This window comes from Bradyrhizobium sp. UBA2491, assembly GCF_002341725.1.
Classification (GTDB): Bacteria; Pseudomonadota; Alphaproteobacteria; order Rhizobiales; family Xanthobacteraceae; genus Bradyrhizobium.
The window spans coordinates 1-18,741 of the sequence record NZ_DDOP01000049.1 but is presented as its reverse complement, the minus strand read 5'-3'; the positions used below and the strand labels follow the sequence as shown (position 1 = coordinate 18,741).

Below are 18,741 nucleotides of genomic sequence, written 5' to 3'. Positions count from 1 at the left end.
TGCGAACCGTGCTGCTGCCCGACATGCGCTATCCGGACGCCGTGCGCGCCCGCTATCGACAACGCGGATACTGGGGCGAAGAGACTTTACCCGATATCGTTCGGGCTTGGGCAATCCGCCATGGCGGGCGAACGGCGCTCCTGACGGCGCGCGACGATTGGGATTTCACCACGTTGGTCGCGCGCGCCGACCGGTTCGGGCGCCATCTGGCGGGCCGCGGGGTCGTCGCGGGCGAAGCGGTCGTGTTGCAGCATCACAACGATACGGACTTCGTCGTCGCGCTGCTGGCGCTGCTTCTGCTCGGGGCCGTGCCTGTGTTGGCACTGCCGGCGCACCAGCAGCGCGAGGTGACGCACGTGGCTGAACTCGCAACGGCGGTCGGCTATCTTGGCACCGAGCAGGCGGGCATCGACACAGCGGTATTGCGGTCCGCGGTGTCGAGCCTTCGCTTCTCGCTGCTGGGATCGCCGAATCGGCGGTTTGCGGATTGGCCGGACGATGGGACGGGTCCATTGCCGCGGCCCGTTGTATCTCCGGAAGACGTGGCGCTGCTCCTGCTGTCCGGCGGCACGACCGGCATGCCGAAATTGATTGCTCGCACCCACGCCGATTACATCTACAATTTCCGCGCCAGTGCGGAGCTCTGTGCGGTCACCGCCGAGGACCGCTATCTGGCGGCGTTGCCGATGGCGCACAATTTCCCGCTGGGATGTCCCGGGATTCTCGGTACGCTGGATCGGGGCGGCGCTGTCATCGTACCGCCTAGTTCGGCGGCGGAGGAGGCGTTCGAGAGCATCGCGGGTCACCGTGCGACACTGACGGCGCTGGTGCCCTCGCTGGCCGCACTCTGGCTGGAGGCGTCCGAATGGGAACAGCCCGATCTGTCCTCTTTGCGCCTGTTGCAGGTCGGCGGCGCCAAGCTCGATGCCGTCGCCGCCGATCGGCTGGCGTCTGCATTTCCCTGCCGTCTCCAGCAGGTGTTCGGCATGGCCGAAGGTTTGCTGAATTTCACGCGGCTGGACGATGCGCCCGAGGTGATCGCCGCGACCCAGGGACGGCCGCTATGCGACGCTGACGAGGTGCGGATCGTTGATGAGCGCGGGCGGGATGTGCCGGCCGGCGAGATCGGCGAGCTCCTGGTCCGCGGCCCCTATACGATCCGCGGATACTATCGGGCGGCGGATTACAATCGCCATGCCTTCACGTCGGATGGATTCTATCGCAGCGGGGATCGCGTGCGGCGTTTGGCCAGCGGTCACCTGATCGTCGAAGGACGGATCAAGGATGTCATCAACCGGCACGGTGAATCGATCGCGGCGGATGAAATCGAGACCTGTTTGCGCGATCATCCCGCGGTTCGCGATGCCGCGGTGTTCGCCGACCCGCAGGCCGGGCATGACGAGGCCGTTCATGCCGTTGTCATCTGCGACGATAGGGATCTCACCCTGAACGATATCCGCGCATTCTTCACGCGCCAACGGGTCGCGGCCTACAAATGGCCCGACAAGCTGTCGCATGTCGAGCGGTTCCCGCTCACGCCAATCGGGAAAGTCGACAAGCGGCAGCTGGCGACAATCCTTCGGGAATCGGTGACGTGACATCGCCCGGATGTGTGTTGCTGCTTCGGCGGTCGTGAACCGCCATGATGCGGGTTTCGCTCTTTAGAGGCAAAGTAAATCGTTGTAGTTGTCGGATTATTCGATCTCTCCCTAGAATGCTGTCCTGCAGCAACAGGGACTAGCGCCGGCCGAGTGTCCGGTCGCTATTGGCAAGATGAGTGTAGCGCTTGGACGTCGATCCGATCGGGCTGTCATTGCGAACGGCGATCGGTACTCTCCCTCAAGTTTGGCCGATATCGCCAGCGAATGGGGCTATAGCTGCGAGATGTCGGGACCAACCGATGTGAGGCCGACGCAGGAGGATTCGTCCCTGGCCGCCGGCTTCATCGCAACGCAGAAGCTGCCGAGCGGATTGCACGTCTGCGCCAGCGATCTGACAACGCTGCACGACAACGAGCGGATGGGTCTCGCCAAAAGATCGCTCACGATTGCGATCAATCTTGACGGGTCGTCGATCACTTATGAAATCGATGACGACCAGACGGTCAGTCTGGTGGCGGAGAGCGCCGTCGCACTATCGGCGGCCGACGATATGCGCATGACGAGTAGCTACCGACGCGGTGACAGCTCCCGCATTCTGGTCATCCAGGCCTGTCCGGCCAGCGTAATGGACACCGAGCTCGCCGAGCATCTCGATGCGCATTTGCAGGAGACGACGGCAAAGCCGGTACCCATGAGTTGCCGTGCCCGCGCGTTGACCCGCGAACTGTTCGCCCCGGAGCATACCGGTCTGGTCGGACGATTGTTGGCCGAGAGCTGTGCGCTGGAGTTGCTGGCATGTGCCATCACGGCCCAGCAAGCCCAGGGCAGGTCGACGGGTTGTCCGATTCATTCCCGCGATGTCGCAAAAATCCACCGGGTGCGCGACAATCTGCTCGCCAATCTCGACGCAGAGCATCACCTCTGCGATCTCGCGCGCGATGTCGGAATGAGCACGAGCACCCTGAAGTGCAAGTTTGCGGCCGTCATCGGTCAGCCGGTCTTCCAGTTCTTGCGCGACAAGCGGCTCGCGCGTGCGCGCGACGGGCTACAGCATGAAGGCTGGACGGTATCGCAGGCCGCCTACTATGTCGGTTACCGCCACGCCAGCAATTTTGCCACGGCGTTTCGGCGGCGTTTCGGCGTCGCTCCGACCTCAACGCGGCGCTCGTCGCGCGAAGCGTCCGTTACTCAGGCGGCCGAATAGCGGGTCGTATCTTTCGCGGCACGGTATTGCGCGTCGACTGAATGGCGCCTCGAGATTCATCGATGCTTGCTGCGCGCCGGTGCAGGGGATCGCCGGTCCGTATCCGCTGCCGAAGGCCAGCCATCCAGCCGATCCGGTCGAGCGCATCGCGCAGCTTCCTGCATACGTTATCCAACTTATCGCAAACGATAGCGCTCTGGTCTTTCGGTACTCAAAGAGCCTACTCAAGCGGCGGGCGCGAGGCGAAGAAGCGCGCTCGGAGAAGGGCCGATGGAGCGTTACATGCGGTATGGCGTGATCGCCGCGCTTGCGTGCCAGCAATACCTGGCGATCGCGTTCATCTATGCGGCAGTTCCGGTGATTCTGCGGGCCAACGGCGCCAGCCTGCAACTGGTCGGCCTGTTCGGAACGGTGTTCCTTGCCTTCGCTGTCAACTTTCTGTGGGCCCCGGTCGTCGATCGCTGGAGCCTGAACCGTCTCGGACTGCGGCGCTCGTGGATCCTCACAACGCAGGTGGCCAGCGCTGCGGCGATCGTTGCGATGGCGCTGCTCAATCCAGCGATCGATTTCGCTGCGGTTCTCGTTGTTTGTCTCGTGCTGGCGACGCTTGCCGCCACGCAGCGGATCGCGACATTGGGCTACGCCGCGGAGGCCCTCGACAGCGGGGAGCGTCCGTTCGGCGCCGCGTTGCTTGGATGGGGAGGGGCCGTCGGCAATGCAATCGGCGGAGCCGTCTTTCTACAATTGATCGAGTGGGTTGGCTGGCGCCAATCCCTGCTCGGCTTTGCTATGCTGTTGCTTGCCTTCGCGGGGTGGGTATTTTTCATCCCCGAGCCCGCCCGGCGCGAGTACGAGGCGTCGATGCCGCGTCGCGCGTCCATCCTGGCGATCATGCGCAACGAGAGCCTTTGGACGACAGCGGTCCTGATCGCTCCCGGCGTTCTTGGCGTCGCGGTGGCGTTCGCGATGGTTCAGCCGCGTCTGGTCGATCTCGGCTTTGGCGCCGCGGACATCGGCTGGATCGGCGCGTCAGCAAATATCCTGACGTTCACGATCATCGCGCCGCTGACCAGCGCGATCGTCGCCCGCCTGCTCCCGCATCGCGGCGTCATCTGGTGCTGCGCAATCCTGGCTGTCGGCTTTGCAGCGCTTTGGTTGATCGAACCGTATGTCGGGAGTCGTGTCGGCGCCGTGGCAGGCGTAGGTATCGTGTTTGCCGCCCTCGCGGTCCAGCACGTCGCATTCACCAATTGGTTTCTCGGTCTCGCACGGCCGGATGAGACGGCGACCGACGTCACGTTCCTGACGTCAATGATGGCGGCATTCGCTTTGGTCGGGTTCGCGGCGAGCGGCTTCATCGCCGCCCGGTTCGGCTATGGCGTTACGTTGATTCTACCCGGCATCGGCTATGCGGTCTCGGCCTTGCTCGCTGCCGCGTTCACGCGTTCACGCCAACCAACGGTCGCGACAGGGGACGAACCGTTGGCAATCGGGCGTACGCAGTAATTGGATCAACGGCCCATGACATCTACATTCGTATCGAATGCTGGAGCCCGGCGGCCGGGTGCTGGCCTGCTCCGGTCGATCCGCGGCTGGCTGTGCCTTGCGATCATCCTGCAGGTGATCTCGTCGGGGCTGGTCCTGGCGCCGTTGATCGGGCTGTCCGAGCTGGCGCCGATCCTCTTGGGCAACGGCGCACGCCAGCACGAGTCCTGGCGGCTTGTGGTGCTTTCGGCCGTATGTCTCGGCGGCGGGCTGGCGTTGCGCGGGTTGGCCGAACTCGTCACCCATCTAGCGGACAACGCATTCGCGCTGGACCTGCGCCAGCGGCTCGCCCGGCGGATCGCGCGGGCGCCGCTCGGCTGGTTGGACGGCAATAGCAGCGGGCAGATCAAGCAAGGCGTCCAAGACGACGTCACCGCGATCCATCATCTGATTGCCCATTCCTACGTCAACCTCGCCAACGCGGTTGCGACCACGCTCTTCGTCTACGGCTATCTGATGCAGGTCGATTGGCGAATGACGCTGGTGGCGCTGCTACCGCTGCCGGTTTCGCTGTTTCTCTACGGCCGTGTCGTGGCCGCAAGCAGCAGCGAGAAGATGGCGCGATATGGCGCTGCGCTGGCACAAGTCAATCACTCCGTGATCGAGTTCGCGCAGGGGATTCCGCTGGTCAAGATATTCGGCCGGCAAGGGCAGGCTCATCAGGCCTATCGCGCGGCGGTGGACGACTTCCTCGCCTTCTTTCTTGCCTGGGTGCGTCCGTTGATCCGGCCGGAGACGCTGTCGTCGCTGGTGATCGCCCCGATTACCTTGCTGTTCCTGGTGCTGACGTGCGGCACGTTCGCCGTCAGTCAGGGCTGGATGCAGGGCATGCAGCTTGTGCCCTTCGCCGTTTTGGGTCTCGGCATCTCGATCCCGATCGCAGCGTTGAGCAGCAGCGCACAGTCGCTTCAGCTCAGTCGGGGTGCCTTTGCCCGGTTATCGGCGCTGCTGAGTATTCCGCAACAGCAGGAGCCTGAGCCGGGACTGCAACCGGACGGCGGTTCGGTCAGTTTCGAACACGTGACGTTCTCATTCGACGGAGTTCGCCGGATTCTGGATGACGTATCCTTGACATTGCAGCCGGGCACGGTGACGGCGCTGGTCGGTCGTTCGGGATCTGGAAAGTCGACGTTGGCGAAGCTGCTGCTGCGTTTTCATGCGCTCGAGAGCGGCCGCATCACGCTCGGCGGGCGTGACATTGCCACGATCAATTCCCGCGACCTTTACCGGCATGTCGGCTTCGTCTTTCAGGACGTGCGGCTGCTGCGCATGAGCGTGCGCGACAACATCGCGCTGGCACGACCGGATACGAGCGACGAGGAGATCGAGGCGACCGCGACGGCGGCCGATATCCATCGCCGCATCCTCCAGCTTCCGCGCGGCTACCGGTCGGTCTACGGCGAGGACGCGCGGTTCTCGGGCGGCGAGGCGCAACGGTTGAGCATCGCGCGCGCTCTGTTGCTCGATCCACCGGTGCTGGTGCTGGACGAGGCCACCGCGCAGGCCGATGCCGAGGCCGAGGCTGCGATTCAGGCCGGGCTCTCGGCGCTGTTGGCGGGTCGAGGACGGGCTCGAACCGTCCTCGTGATCGCACACAACCTCAAGAGCGTGGTGAATGCCGACCTGATCGCCGTGCTGGACGAGGGCCGAATCGTAGAGACGGGGCAGCACCAGGCGCTGCTCGCCCGCGACGGATACTATGCGCGCATGTGGCGAGCTCAGAATCCCAATACTCAAGCGGAGGCGAGCGAGCGATGATCGTTCGACGGTTGGCCCGGTTGCTCGGGACGGGGAGTGAACCGTTGCTGCGGCGCTATCTCTGGCTGATGCTGATCTGCTGCGTCGTGCAAGGTCTTACCTTCGTGCTCGTCGTACCGATCATGCAGGCGCTGCTGGCTGGCGACCCGCGCGGCGCGGCGCGGTGGTTGCCGTTGCTGGCCCTTGGCACCTTCATGACATGGCTGCTGAACTATGCCGCGACCGTCCGCGGCTTTCGGGTTGCCATCAGGCTGCTGGAGACCCTGCGCCATCGCGTCGGCGATCATGTCGTTTCGCTGCCGCTCGGCTGGTTCACCCCGCAGAACACCGGCCGGCTCGGTATGACCCTGAGTCAGGGCGTGATGGATATCCTCGGACTCCCCGCGCGACAGTTGACCCCTTTGATGCGCGCCACCGTGACGCCACTGGTGGTGGTGGCGATGATGACGTTCTTCGACTGGCGGCTGGCGGTGATGGCTGCCGTGATCTTTCCTGGGGTGGCGCTGGTCTATTGGTGGGCCGGGCGCTTGGGCCGGGACGCTGACCGCGCCGTCGCCAGCGCCGCCGCCGAGGCGAGTGAGCGCATGGTCGAATTCGCGCAGAACCAGGCGGTTCTGCGCGCCTATGGTTGCGGCGATCGCGGTTACGCGATGTTCGACGACGCGCTGCTCGCGCAAAGCCGCGCCAGCCGGCGGCAGCTTTGGCTCGTGCTGCCGCCACTGCTCGCCAATTCCTGGCTCGGCCAGCTCAGCTTTCTCTCGCTGATGGCTGGTATCACCTGGCTCGCAATCGGCAGCGAACCGCAACATTTGGCGACGCTGATCGCGATGCTGGTGCTGATCAATCGGGTGGTTGACCCGTTGACCGAAGTCGCGAACTACAGCGCCGGCATCCGTATGGCATCGGCGCAGATGGAGGCGGTGGAAGCCATTCTGGTCGCCGAACCGCTACCGTTGCTCACGCCGGTGGCGCCGCTGCCCGCGACGTACGACATCGAGCTGGATCAGGTCGGCTTCGGCTATGTCCGCGGAACGCCGGTGCTCGACGCGATCGATCTGAAATTGCCCGCAAACACCACCACGGCCCTGCTCGGGATATCCGGCTCGGGCAAAAGCACGATCCTGCAACTGATTGCGCGATTTCACGATCCTGACCGCGGCGCGGTCAGGATCGGCGGCGTAGATCTGCGCCATCTCGAAAGCGCGGAGTTGATGCGATTGATCGCCCCGGTCTTCCAGGACACCTATCTCTTTTCTGGAACCTTGCGCGAGAATGTCCTGCTTGGCGATCCCGCGGCGAGTGAGCCAGAGCTGGAGCGGGTGGCGAAGCTGGCGCGGCTTGACGAAGTCATCGACCGCCTGCCTCAGGGATTGGAGAGTCAGGTCGGAGAACGCGGCAGCCTGTTGTCCGGAGGCGAGCGCCAACGCGTGTGTATCGCGCGGGCGCTGCTCAAGGACGCGCCGATCATGCTGCTGGATGAGGCGGCAAGCGGGCTCGACGGCGAGAACCAGTCAGCCGTCACCGAAAGCCTCCGCATGCTGCATGGCCGCAAGACGCTTCTGATCATTACGCACCAGCTCGACGCTATCCGGAACGCGGATCAGATCGTGGTGCTCGACAATCATCGCATCGTCGAGCAGGGCACCCATCCGCAACTGCTTGCGGCCGAGGGACGCTATGCGGCGTTCTGGCGCGCGCGTTCGGCATCGGCAGGTTGGCGGCTGCAAGCCTTCGATCAGGATATCGCACCCGACCGGAGCCGCTATGCTTCCGCTTCTCGATAGCTGCGCTTGTGCGGCGGCATGGCCGCTGCCCGACACGGACCTGACGAACCTCGATCTGTTCACAAGCGGCTTTCCGCATCCGCTGTTTACGGCATTGCGGCGACATGAAGGGCCGCATTTTCACCCGGCTACAGCGCTGACGCCGGGACGCGAGGGATTCTGGGTGTTCACGCGGTATCGCGACATCGTCCCCGTTGCGCGCGACAGCGTCGCGTTCTCCTCCGAGAGCGGCGGCGATCGGGAAGGCGGCGGCACCATGATCGAGGACCTGCCCCGTTCGGTCGGGGTCGGCTCGGTGATCAATATGATGGACGATCCAAGGCATCGGGCGTTGCGCCGTCTGGTCGCGCCGGGCATCACCCATGCGAGGATTGCAGCGCTGGAGCCCGTGCTGGCCGATGCGGCGCGGAGCGCGGTCGACCAAGCGGTGCGGCGCGGCCACGGCGATCTCGTCAGCGACATCGCCGCCGAGCTCCCGCTGCTTGCGATTGCGAGTTTGCTCGGCATTCCGCCGCAAGACCGCCACCAGATCTTTGCCTGGATCAATGCGGTGCTCGACTACGCCGATCGACAGCTCGGCGAGACCAGTCAGACCAGCGCGCAGGCGATGCAGCAGTTCATGGCGTATGGACATCGCTTCGTTGAAGCCAGGCGGCAGGCTCCGGGAGAGGACGTCATTTCGCTCGCGGTGACCGGCGAGTTGAACGACGGGCTTGGGCGATTGTCGGCCGTCGAGCAATTGATGGTGTTCAATGTCGTGATGGTCGCGGGCCTCGAGACCACCCGCAACGCCATCGCCGGCGGCATTCGTGCCTTCATCCAGCATCCGGAGCAATGGACCCGCTTGCAGAACCAGCGATCATTGATTGACCCGGCCCTGGAAGAGATCCTGCGCTGGACGTCGCCGACGCCCTACAACCGCCGGACCGCAACCCGTGACGTCGAGATTGGCGGCCGGCTGATCCGGCGTGGCGAGAAGGTGACGTTGTGGTGGGCATCGGCCAATCGCGACGAGGCGATTTTCGAGCAACCTTTCGCGTTCGATATCGGCCGGCCGGCCAATCCCCATCTGGCATTCGGCAGTGGCGGTCATGGTTGTCTCGGTGCGCAACTCTCGAGGCTCGAGATGCGCGTCGTGCTGAATGCGCTGCTGGAGCGTGTCGACGGTTTCGACCTCGCCGGTGACACCGAGTGGGTGCGAAGCAACAAGCACACCGGAATCCGGCGCATGCCGGTCCGCTATTCGGAGGCATCGTCACAGTCGGCCCGCCACGGCGCCGTGACTGGTGCGACCGAGGGCCGTTTCTGATCTTCATGGAGGGCTCCAATGCCGCCACCCAAGGCACCGGAATGTTGTGAGAATCTCGGTGACATCCGCGAGGGACTTGATGATTTGGACCGGCAGATCGTCGCGATCCTGAAACACCGCATGGCTTACGTCAGGGCAGCAGCGCAGTTCAAACCGACCGAAGAAAGCATTCCGGCCCCTGAACGGGTGGCCGTCATGCTGGCCGACCGGCGCGCTTGGGCCGATGCTGCGGGGCTACCGGCGGACGGCGTCGAAATGCTGTTTGCGGGGCTGATCCAGTGGTTCATCGACCAGCAGGTTTTGCATTGGCGGACGCTGCACGGCGTTGCGGCCCGAGGGGGATCGCGATGATGTCGCAACCTCCCTCGGACCTGCTGCAATGCCTGACCGAGGCGAAAGGCCGCGTCAATGAAGACCGGCCGGAGATTTTGGCATCGTATTCCATGCCGTGGACCGCCAGCGACCACGCCATCCTCTTCGCGTCGAACCGGTTGATCGAGCCATCGGCGACGCTGTGGGCGATCCCGCAACGGGAGCTTGCGCTGCTTGGGCTGGGAGCGGCGCGTGAATTCCAGGTCGGAGCGGAGACGCCGTGGTCCGCCATTCAGCAGCAATGGTTGCATCTCGTTGAGACAGCCGTCATCCACGGTGGTCATCGGCCGCTGCTGTGCGGCGGCTTTGCCTTTGACCGATTCTGTCCACGCCGGTCGCGGTGGCGGCACTTTCCGGCCGCCGCGCTCACCTTGGCGCGCTTCTGCTTGTCCCGGCGCGGCGGGGCGACCCGGCTCACCATCAATATCCTGGTGACCGCCACATCGGATTGCGTCGCGTTGGCCAACGACGCGATTGCGGATTGGACAAGGATCGTGTCGCGTCGGCCACCTGCGTCATGCGGCGCCGGGCTTGCCGATGCGCCGGATCCCGACGTTGCCGCCGATAGCTGGAAACGCAAGGTGGCGGCGGCCATTGACAGCATTGGTGCCGGCGCAATGGCCAAGGTGGTGTTGGCGCGCACGAGGACCGTACCGCTCACCGTTCCGATCGAGGATATTCTCTCGAACCTGTCCGAGACCCATCCTGATGCCTACCTCTTCGCCTTCGCGCGCCAGGACGCCTGCTTCTTGGGAGCGTCTCCGGAGCGCTTGATCGAGTTCCGCGACGGCTACCTGTCGACCTGGGCTTTGGCTGGCAGCGCGCCGCGGAGCACGGTCCCGGTCGAAGACGCGCGCCTCGGACTGGGCTTGCTGCGCAGCGCCAAAGATCGTCATGAGCATGCGCTTGTGGTGCATGAACTTCGATCGGTTCTGGCCCGCCATTGCAGGCGGCTGCGAATTGCCGAGGAGCCGGACCTGCGCAAGTTGCCGCATGTGCAACACCTGATAACGCCGATCGAGGGGCAGGCACATGATGATCTGCAACTGCTCGCGCTGCTGGAGCAGCTTCATCCGAGCCCGGCGGTCGGAGGTCTACCCCGCGCAGCCGCGCTTGCCCACATTCGGGAACAGGAGGGCTTGGATCGTGGCTGGTATGCTGGGCCGGTCGGCTGGATCGACGACCGAGGAGAAGGTGAATTTGCCGTCGCGTTGCGTTCGGCACTGTTGCATGAGGGATGCGCCACGCTGTTTGCCGGTTGCGGGATCGTTGATGGCTCGTCGCCCGACGATGAATATCGGGAGACCGAAGTGAAGATGCGGACGATGGCGTCGGCGCTGAGCAGCCGTCCATCGATGTCGCGACGCTACGGATAGCATGGCGGTTCTCACGCTATTCTCCGCCGACCTTGATGATCCGTCGCTTAGCGATGCGTCGGTCGCGAGCTGTCTCGACACGGCGGAGCGGGCAAGGGCGGGCCGCTACGCGCGACCAGAGCTTGCGCGGCGGTTCGTGGCGGGCCGGGTGATGATGCGCCACGCCTTGGGACGGTTGCTCGGTGTTCGGCCCGTGGACGTCGCGATAGCCTACAATGCCTGGAATAAGCCGGAACTGAAGAACGGTCCGTTCTTCAATCTATCGCATACCGGCCGGGCCGCACTGTTCGCCCTTGATGAACTGGCGCCGGTCGGCGTGGATATCGAAACCGATGATCCGGCGGCGGAGCAAGGATGGTTTGATGCGATCCTCTCCGACCGGGAGAGGGCAGAGATCACCGCTGGCTGCCCCGCCGCAATGTTGCTTCGCCTGTGGGTACGCAAAGAGGCTATCGTGAAAGCCATTGGTTGTGGCTTCTCACTGGCCCCGGATACGCTGGATGTCGGGCTTTGTGAGGTCGACATACGCAATTGGCGAGCGATCGAGATCGGTCTGAACGGTGGTTCGAGTTCTCTTGTCCTTCTCGATTTGCCCGGCCGTGAGATCGGAGCAGTTGCGAGAAAATGCGGCCCCCCCGCCCACATCGTTCGGACGGCATTTACGCGGGAGTGCGGCTTGATTGCCCGGTAGCGTCGGCGATTCTTGCAGGTATGCGCCATCCGGCGTCGATCAGATTGAATTCCATCCATTCGGCCGACGAAGCTCGCCGAGGCGTACAAGAACTGGCGGCGCCAGCTTCGAGGCGTTCCTGGTTACTGCGTGTCCGTTCAATCATCGATTGCCCGCAGCGGCTATCACCGTCCGGCCGCCCGGGACGGACGGTGGCGGCCGATATCCGTCGCGTCAGCGTGCCGGCGACCCCGGCTCGTCCGCGCGCCATCGGATGACTGGGCTCGCTTCGGGCGCGTTGCCCGATTAGCCATACCAATTGAGGTTAATTCCGTGGTGCTGTTGACGGCGCTTCGGCCTCGTCTCCATGTTGCGCCTATTGCAAAATGGCGAGGCACCACATGCCTGTTGAGTTGATGATTTTATCGATCGTAGTGATTGCCGTCGGTGCGATTTCCAGCACGCTCTATGTGAGACGGCAGGACGTCCTGCATGGACCCTACATCAAGCGAGACCCCACCAACGGGCATGCGGCCTGATCACATGAACATCCTTCGATGGGTAGGCGGAATCCTGCTGGTGGGCTTCTGCGCCGCAAGTTTGATGGCTGTTCTGACCGTCACGAAACGGATCGCGGTGGAGCGGCCGAGCCCGTCGCTCAAGCTGAAGCAGATCGACGGAAGGACTGCCGTCAACCGGTTCGAGGTGCCAAGCCCGATCGTTCGTCGCATTGCTTGACCTCGCATCCGGACGAGCTAGCCGAATCTGTTGATCGGTCGGAGCCGGTGCGTTCATGCCGGTTACGCGGTCGTCGCGACCGTGGCGGCGAAGATGGCTCTGTCATGCGCCGCGATCCCGTGGCTGTGGAGACAAGGGCCGCCATTGAGGGTTCGTCTCGATGCCCTCGTATTGTCTCCCAACTCGCCTGAAGCTCCGTCGGCACCAATCGGTCTCGCCGCCGTCCTAGCGGGCCTGCGCGCGAGTCCAAGACAGCTTCCATTCGGCTGGCCTATCTGGTCCTTGGCGCGCCGCCGCGTCTCTGCGAAGCGTCGATCCGGGAACAGCGCTCGAGGTACCAATGAGATTTGCTGGACGAAATGCACTGGTGACCGGTGGTGGAACCGGTATCGGTGCGGCGGTCGCGCGGCGTCTTGCCGCGGACGGCGCCAGGGTCGCGGTCATGGGGCGGCGCAGCGAGCCGCTGCGGGAGCTTGCCGATCAGACCGGGTGCCTCGTGGTGCAGGCCGACGCCGCGGATGGCGCTGCGGTCCGCGCCGCGCTCGGTGAGATTCAGGGCAAGCTTGGCAAGCTCGATATTCTCGTCGCCAATGCCGGTGGTCATGGGGTCGGCCCGACCATCTCGATGACGGACGAGACCTGGGCGCTGTCGACGCGCCTCAACCTTGACACGGCTTTCGTTTGCGCGCGCGAAACCCTTCCCGACCTGATCGAGCGACGGGGCGCCATTGTGATCGTTGCGTCGATCGCCGGCCTGTTCGCAGGCCCGCAGGCCGCCGGCTACGTCACCATGAAACATGCCTGTATCGGCCTGGGCAAATCGCTGGCCCGTGACTACGGCCGCAAGGGCGTGCGGACCAACACGGTCTGCCCGGGCTGGGTCGCGACGGCCATGGCCGACGAACAGATGCAGGTGCTGGTCGAGAAGCACCGGCTTTCCTCGATCGAAGAAGCTTATCGCCTGGTGACCAAGGACGTGCCGCTCGGCCGGCCGGCAACGCCGGAAGAGGTTGCCAATGTCGTTTGCTTCCTGGCCTCGGACGAAGCGAGCGCGATGAATGGCTCGATCCTGACGGTCGATGGCGGCGCCACCGTGGTCGATCTGCCGACGCTGGCGTTTGTCGAGTAAGGAGGACGTGTGAGATGGAGCAAGCAAGCAGGCCTGCGGACTGGAAACATTTCGATGACTTTGCCGCCGGCATCGCCACCAATCGCCTGCCGGTTACGGACAGGCTCGCGGGCAAGTCGCTCGATGTCACGCTGCAAAACGGGCGTGCGGTCAGACTGAACTTCGCCTCTGCAGATCGGGTTGAATGGGCGGAGGGGAGCGCAGCCGGGCAGGACTGGTACGAGGCGATCGATGTCGCGCCGGACGTGCTCTTCATCAACATGACGTTCTCCGGGCGCCCCGATGAGGACGAGGCCTTCATCGTCAATCTCAGGACGCGTCGGGTCCTTTCGGTGCGGGAGCGGGTGCGGCCTGCGAGCGAAGCGCCTGGTGAGCCCCGCGTGCGGCAAGACTATACGCCCGGCATCGTCGGCGACCCCGCGGTTCCGGCCACAGGGATCGAGCCTGCGCCGACGCGGGATCTGATCGGGCTGACCGCGCATTACGAATACAGCCCGCAGCACGTCTACGAGCACGTCTATCTGAGTTCACAGCGCTATGCTTGGCAGAACATCGTCGGCGTGCAGCGCGGGCACGGCGACGTCGATTTGGCCACCACCTACAAATTCGATCACAACCAATATGTGTTCGGGTTTCGTGAGTTCATCATCCCGGTGGCGTCGATCTTCTTCTACAATTGGGACGACATGCGTTCGACCGGGAAATTTCTTGGCGTGACCAGCCAGGGCACGATCGAGAACAAGCCCGCCGGCGCGTTCATCGCGATGAAGTCGCGGACCTCCTACGACGACAGCAAGCAACCGGTTTGACGGGAGGCAAGGCGAAGTGAGCGCGAACTACGATGCAATCAAGGCGCATTACGCGGCGTCCGACCGCAAGGATGTTGCGGGCATGATGGCGCCCATCACTCCCGAAACGCGCTGGACCGAGATGGCAGGCTTTCCGTATGCGGGCACATATGTCGGCGCCGGCGCCATCGTGGACGGCGTCTTCAAGCGCATCGGCGAGGAGTGGATCGACTATACGTTCGCGCTCGAACGGCTGATCGATGGCGGTGCCACCATCGTCGGTGTCGGGACCTATTCGGGCCGTTACAAGCAGACCGGGAAATCGATGACGGCGCGCGTGGTGCATGTTTGGGACATGAACGAGGGGCGGGTCGTTCGCTTCGAGCAGTTTGCCGACACCAGCCTCGTTGCCGACGCGACGACCTAGAGCCGGGATTCCTTCCTCCTCGGCCCTCCTCGGCGCGGCTCACGATGTGGGCCGCGTCTTTTTTTGCGGGTCCAGCCTTGCTCGTTTGCGTCCTAGGCAGGCCGCGTCGGAGTCCAAGACGCCTGCGAAGGGCCGGGCCTACTATCCGCCAGCTCGACAAGCGTCGGACGGTTGCGGACGGCTTCGCTCCAAGGAGCGCCGCGATCTCAAACGGACGCGCCGGTGCAACGTCGCCATCCCGCTGGGTGGCCTAAGGAGGGGAAACGCATGAGCTTGAGGAACACGATCCTGGGAATCGTTACGGCAGCGCTGCTCGGCTGTGCCGGCGGCGTGGCCCACGCGGCGGATGCCAAATGCGGCGCCACCACCGGCAAGGCGGCAACCGGTGAGCCGATCGTGATCGGCGGAATCGTCAGCGTCACCGGACCGGATAATTTCAGCTCGTCCGGCCTGGCAGCCGCGGCCTACTTCAAGTGCCTGAACGCCAATGGCGGCGTCAACGGACGTCCGATCAAGTACCAGATGGAAGATGACGGCTGGAATCCCGAGCAGTCGTCGCAGGTCGCAGCCAAGCTCATCCGCGATCAGAAGGCCGTGGCGCTGGTCGGCAATATGAGCTTTGTCGATTGTGGTGCGAACCAGGGCATCTACGAAAAGGAAGATATCATGGTCATTGCGGGGGTCGGTGTCCCGCGCGACTGCTTCTTCCAGAAGAACTATGCACCGACCAACGCCGGCCCGCGCGTCAGCAACACCAAAGCCGTGATGGATGTGGCGCAGACCTATCCGGGCAAGATCAAGCGCGTCGTTTGCATCGCGCCGAACATCCCGAACCTCGGTGAATGGTCCTGTTCCGGTGCGGTCGCCTGGATCAAGAAGCAGGGCGGCGACGGCAAGATCATCACCTTCGACCCCGGCTCGCTCGATGCCACCTCGGTCGTCCTCGAGGCAATGGCCTTCAAGCCTGACGTCATCAGCGTTGGCACGCCCAAGGGCCTGGCTGTTCCGATCTTTGCCGCTGCGGAAGAGCAGGGGCTTGCCGACAAGGTGCATTTCACCGGACCCGCCTCCCTGTACAATCCGGACTTTCCTCGTGCGATCGGAAAATACTGGGACGGCAAGGTCACCGTGGACATGGAGCTGAATGCGGCCGATGCGGGCACACCCGACATGCTGAACTGGCTCGCGGTGATGGACAAATACGGCCAGGCCTCCGATCCGAGGGACACGTTCTCGCAAGCCGGTTACCTCGCCGCACGGGTCACCGCTGAAACCCTGCTGAAGATGGATGCCGCCAAGATCGATCGGAAATCGGTGACGGCGGCTCTGCGCAACATCAAGCGGTTCGAAAGCGATATGTGGTGTTCGCCCTGGTATGTCGGCGACGGGCCTCGTCACAACGCAAATCATGCGGGCCCCGTGTCATTCGTCAAGGACGGCAAACTCGTGGCAAAGCCGGTGTGCATCGAGTCGGAAGATCCCGAACTCGACGATGTGCACGCCTACGAGAAGACGATCGGCATCGCGAAGTAGCAGCCATGCCTGATTTCACGCCCTTTCTCGTTTCGGGCCTCGCGACGGCGGCAACCTACGTCCTGTCCGGCGTCGGCATCGTGGTGCTCTACCGGGCTGCGGGCATTGTCAATTTCGCCCAGGGCGCCGTCGGTGCCCTGGCGGCCTTTATCTCCTGGTCGATCGTCGAGCACGGAGGGCCCCCTGGCTGGTCGTGGGTCGCCGGCGTCACTGCCGCCGCGCTCGTCTCGCTGTTCTATGGTCGGGTCATTGCACCCCGCCTCGCCTACAGCGATCCGATCATGCGTGCGGTGGCAACGCTGAGTTTTGCGCTGATCCTGCTCGGCTTCATGGGTTACGTCTGGGGGGAGGCGCCACGCCGGCTTCGCCTGCCCACGGATACGATGAGTTTCGAGCTCCTGGGCGTCCGGATCACGATGACGCGGGCAATTGCATTCGGCCTTGGCGTGCTGGCGACCAGTGCCGTGATGTTGTTTCTCGCCTATAGCCGCATTGGCCTTCAGATGCGCGCGCTCGCCAGCAACCGCGATCTCAGCGCGATGCTCGGGGTTCGCGTACTTCGCGTCGACAGCTGGGCGTGGGTGATCTCCGGCCTGCTGGCGGGCGTCAGCGGCGTGTTGCTGGCCGATTTGCAGCGCTTGAGCGGGCAGGCTCTCACCTTCGCGGTGATTCCGGCGATCGCCGCCGCGGTGCTCGGGCGCTTTGTATCCCTGCCTGCGACCGTTGCTGGCGGCCTGGTGATCGGGGTCTGCGAGGCACTGCTGACGCCGGTCCCCGTGATCGGGCCGTTCCGCACCGCGATCCCCTTTCTCTTTGCGGTTGGCGCCATGCTGTGGATGCAGCGTCGCATGACCTTCGTCTACAGGTGAGCTGGCGTGACTGATCGAAGCCTGGAGGCAACCGCACTGATTCCCTTTTCACGATTGCCGTTGCGCGAGCTCGCCATGTGTGCCGGCGCGCTTGCCGCGCTCTATTTCCTGCCGGCTGCGCTCAGCGACTACTGGCTGCGCACGCTGATCTCGGTCACCGCGCTCACCGTCGCCAGCTTGAGCGTCAGTGTGCTGTTCGCTCAGCTCGGCATGGTCTCACTGGCCCAGTATGGCCTGCTCGGAGTTGGCGGCTGGTTCGCGCTCAGAATATCGCATGGCCTCGGCGTACCGTTCGAGCTCGCGCTGCTGACGGGCGGCTTCGCCGCGGCGCTGGTTGGGCTGGTCATCGGCCTGCCCGCGCTGCGGATGCGCGGGCTTTACCTGGCGATCATCACCTTGATGATGGCCGGTGCGATCCAGGTGCTGATCAGCGCGTTCGGCTTTCCGGATGGAGGCTCGGGCATCCTCGGCAAGAGCACGGGAACGCGGATGATGATGGCGCGTCCCTTCCTCGCGCAGAACGATGAAGCCTATCTGCGTTATGCCATCGTGATCGCAGCGCTCTGTTACCTGCTCGTGCTGTTGCATGTTCGTGGGCGACCGGGCCGCGCATGGGCGATGATCCGCCGCAGCGAAGTCTGCGCGCTGGCCGGTGGCGTCGACATCACCGCCTACAAGGTGCGGGCCTTTGCGCTGGCTGGCTTCCTTGCGGGAATTGCCGGCGGACTGCTCGCGGGCGGCGTCGGCCAGCTCGATGCAAGCGCATTCCCCGCCAGCCAGTCGATCATGCTGTTCGCGCTGACTATCGTCGGCGGGGCCTATTCCTGGTTCGGCCCGATCATTGCCGGGTTGCTGCTGCGGGCATTCCCGGCGCTGCTGAACGACTTTCGTGTCGACGGCAATATCGCGACCATGATCTTCGGCCTCGGCCTGCTGCACGCCTTGATCACGGCGCCGCGTGGCGTCGCCGGCCAACTGGCGGATCTGGTTCGGACGGTTCGCCGGCTCTTGCGCGGCAAGCGAGAGGCCGAGCCATGATCGAGATCGACGATGTCACCGTGCAATTCGGCGGCGTGCTCGGCTTGAACGCCTTGACCGCCAATCTGGCGGAGCCGGTCACCGGCCTGGTCGGCCCGAACGGCGCCGGCAAGACCACCTTGATCAACGTCCTTTCCGGATTCGTGCGGCCGACGAAGGGCCGCGTGCGGGTCGATGGACGAGACCTGAAGGATATTCCCATTCGCAAGCGCGCCGCGTTTGGCCTCCGCCGAACCTTTCAGAATGAGCAGATCGTCGAGAATCTGACCGCCGGCGACAATGTTGCCGCGGTGCTCGACAACGTGCCGATGGACGGCCAGCCGCAGCGGCTGTCGATCGACAAGGCGTTGGACTTCGTCGGTCTTCTCGCCAGGCGCAATACGCCTGGACATGAGCTGAACGCCTATCAGCGCCGCATGCTGGAGATCGCGCGGGCGACCGCAGGCCTACCCCGATTGATCATGATGGACGAGCCCGGAGCGGGGCTCGCACAGCATGAGAGCGAGCACCTGCGCGACGTCATCAAGGCTATTCACGGTCATTGCGGCGCGCAGGTGCTGTTGGTCGATCATGACGTCGATTGTCATTCGGCCTGCAATA

General features: G+C 64.1%; 17 protein-coding genes. All 17 read left to right on the top strand.

Translation table 11 applies throughout. From position 1 onward, the window contains the following. The first annotated feature begins 8 nt into the window (after positions 1–8). Positions 9–1,598, top strand: coding sequence for a (2,3-dihydroxybenzoyl)adenylate synthase (locus B2W55_RS16200; protein ID WP_291532250.1), 1,590 nt, complete (start codon positions 9–11; stop codon positions 1,596–1,598). A gap of 247 nt (positions 1,599–1,845) precedes the next feature. Then, positions 1,846–2,805, top strand: coding sequence for a helix-turn-helix transcriptional regulator (locus B2W55_RS16195; RefSeq protein ID WP_024580693.1), 960 nt, complete (start codon positions 1,846–1,848; stop codon positions 2,803–2,805). Positions 2,806–3,075: 270 nt separating this feature from the next. Beyond that, a complete protein-coding gene (locus tag B2W55_RS16190; protein ID WP_024580694.1) occupies positions 3,076–4,311 on the top strand; it encodes an MFS transporter in 1,236 nt (411 codons plus the stop codon). Next, entirely contained in the window at positions 4,312–6,108 is a 1,797-nt protein-coding gene (locus B2W55_RS16185) for an ABC transporter ATP-binding protein (protein WP_291532247.1), read from the top strand. Positions 6,109–6,152: 44 nt separating this feature from the next. Continuing rightward, on the top strand, positions 6,153–7,892 hold the full coding sequence (locus B2W55_RS16180; RefSeq protein ID WP_200894405.1) for an ABC transporter ATP-binding protein: 1,740 nt from the start codon (positions 6,153–6,155) through the stop codon (positions 7,890–7,892). After that, positions 7,873–9,201 (top strand): cytochrome P450, encoded by a 1,329-nt coding sequence (locus B2W55_RS16175; RefSeq protein WP_043855508.1) that lies wholly within the window; start codon positions 7,873–7,875, stop codon positions 9,199–9,201. The genes B2W55_RS16180 and B2W55_RS16175 overlap by 20 nt, the downstream gene beginning before the upstream one ends. A gap of 18 nt (positions 9,202–9,219) precedes the next feature. Further along, the gene (locus B2W55_RS16170; protein ID WP_024580698.1) at positions 9,220–9,552 is read left to right on the top strand and encodes an isochorismate lyase; all 333 of its coding nucleotides are present in this window, start codon (positions 9,220–9,222) and stop codon (positions 9,550–9,552) included. Next, the gene (locus B2W55_RS16165; protein WP_024580699.1) at positions 9,552–10,949 is read left to right on the top strand and encodes an isochorismate synthase; all 1,398 of its coding nucleotides are present in this window, start codon (positions 9,552–9,554) and stop codon (positions 10,947–10,949) included. Before B2W55_RS16170 ends, B2W55_RS16165 begins: the two co-directional genes overlap by 1 nt. A 1-nt stretch (position 10,950) precedes the next feature. Next, positions 10,951–11,640, top strand: coding sequence for a 4'-phosphopantetheinyl transferase family protein (locus B2W55_RS16160; protein WP_024580700.1), 690 nt, complete (start codon positions 10,951–10,953; stop codon positions 11,638–11,640). A 471-nt stretch (positions 11,641–12,111) separates the two neighbouring features. Beyond that, positions 12,112–12,357 carry a hypothetical protein gene (locus tag B2W55_RS16155; protein WP_145987280.1) on the top strand — a complete coding sequence of 82 codons (246 nt, stop codon included), beginning with the start codon at positions 12,112–12,114 and terminating at the stop codon, positions 12,355–12,357. Between the two features lie 340 nt (positions 12,358–12,697). Continuing rightward, positions 12,698–13,486 (top strand): SDR family NAD(P)-dependent oxidoreductase, encoded by a 789-nt coding sequence (locus B2W55_RS16150; protein ID WP_024580702.1) that lies wholly within the window; start codon positions 12,698–12,700, stop codon positions 13,484–13,486. A gap of 14 nt (positions 13,487–13,500) precedes the next feature. Continuing rightward, entirely contained in the window at positions 13,501–14,295 is a 795-nt protein-coding gene (locus B2W55_RS16145; RefSeq protein ID WP_024580703.1) for a MoaF C-terminal domain-containing protein, read from the top strand. A gap of 16 nt (positions 14,296–14,311) precedes the next feature. Then, positions 14,312–14,701 (top strand): nuclear transport factor 2 family protein, encoded by a 390-nt coding sequence (locus B2W55_RS16140; RefSeq protein WP_024580704.1) that lies wholly within the window; start codon positions 14,312–14,314, stop codon positions 14,699–14,701. A 267-nt stretch (positions 14,702–14,968) separates the two neighbouring features. Continuing rightward, on the top strand, positions 14,969–16,234 hold the full coding sequence (locus B2W55_RS16135) for an ABC transporter substrate-binding protein (protein ID WP_029879020.1): 1,266 nt from the start codon (positions 14,969–14,971) through the stop codon (positions 16,232–16,234). A gap of 5 nt (positions 16,235–16,239) precedes the next feature. Next, positions 16,240–17,103: a branched-chain amino acid ABC transporter permease gene (locus B2W55_RS16130; RefSeq protein WP_024580706.1), complete on the top strand. Its 864-nt coding sequence runs from the start codon at positions 16,240–16,242 to the stop codon at positions 17,101–17,103. 6 nt (positions 17,104–17,109) lie between these two features. Next, on the top strand, positions 17,110–18,141 hold the full coding sequence (locus B2W55_RS16125; protein ID WP_029879021.1) for a branched-chain amino acid ABC transporter permease: 1,032 nt from the start codon (positions 17,110–17,112) through the stop codon (positions 18,139–18,141). Next, positions 18,138–18,741: ATP-binding cassette domain-containing protein (locus tag B2W55_RS16120; protein WP_291532246.1), on the top strand; the 604-nt coding region annotated here is incomplete at its 3' end. The genes B2W55_RS16125 and B2W55_RS16120, both read left to right, overlap by 4 nt.